This is a genomic window from Oleiphilus sp. HI0125, assembly GCF_001635355.1.
The window spans coordinates 1-1,000 of sequence record NZ_LWGF01001196.1 but is presented as its reverse complement, the minus strand read 5'-3'; the positions used below and the strand labels follow the sequence as shown (position 1 = coordinate 1,000).

The 1,000-nt window shown below is 44.3% G+C and carries 2 pseudogenes; both read right to left on the bottom strand.

From position 1 onward, the window contains the following. Nucleotides 1-594: pseudogene (locus A3762_RS20625) on the bottom strand (hypothetical protein); the annotation flags it as partial. 19 nt (nucleotides 595-613) lie between these two features. After that, nucleotides 614-1,000, bottom strand: a pseudogene (locus tag A3762_RS27890) (transporter); the annotation flags it as partial.

The following is a 1,000-nucleotide window of genomic DNA, read 5'->3' as shown; positions in this document are numbered from 1 at the left end:
CCTCTGAATAGCAGCCTCTTTACCTAAGAATGTCCCTGGGTCTTCAGCGTCTTTAAAAAGTCCCAACGGAGAGTGCATGTAGTTTTTTGCAGCGAATGTAAATTTTGATCCTGGCTCATTGACAGAAAAACCAAACTGGAACGGCAAAGGTGCGGGACCACTCCATACCCATTGCTGAAGGCCAAATCCTGGAATGTAAATCGCTGGTTTACTTGTATGGCTTTCTCCGTAGCCATCACCGCCAACGACTGGATCCCTAGGAACGGATGGGTCATAAGTGTTAAAACCGGTCCCCTCTAGACCAAAGATTTCGTAATCATCTCCAGCAATGTAAGCAGCATCTAAATCAAGACCGATAATATATTGATCAACTTCGAACTGACGGTCTTTCAAGTTAGTCAGACCTGCAGGATTGTGGTACACCGCTGCAATACTGGGATCACGATCTGCCACGACCGCATTACCCAAAGACATAGCACGACTATCTATAGTAATGCCATTACCAACCTGCGCTAGCAATTGAGGTGGAAAAACGAGCATGACCGTTGTCAGCGCAACAAACGCTCGCTGGATTGGTTTTGTAAACTCTCTCACATTCGCTCCGATTGTGAACTTACCAAGTCCACGCACCGATGTTAATCGGCAAAGAGAATCCTAAATTAAAATCAGACGCATCTTCCGTCAGACCAAAACCAAAACTTGTATTGATAATTGTGGTCGGATCAACACGAATACCTAACGACATATTCATCGAACCACTGGCTGAGTCTTGTGTTTCAGCATTTGTTCCGTCGGTAAAATACAAATTCGTTGCAGTGTTGTAGCTTACGTTAGTAGAGATACTTAATGAGGTGTCATAAGACAACGAGTAAGAAAACCCACCAGAGAATGAAAAACTTTGTCCGTTATGGACCGCTTTGAGCACTCGTCCACCTCGAACTTGGTTCAAACCATTTTGCTCAAATGAATAACCCGCATTTACAGAGCCAAATACCACTAC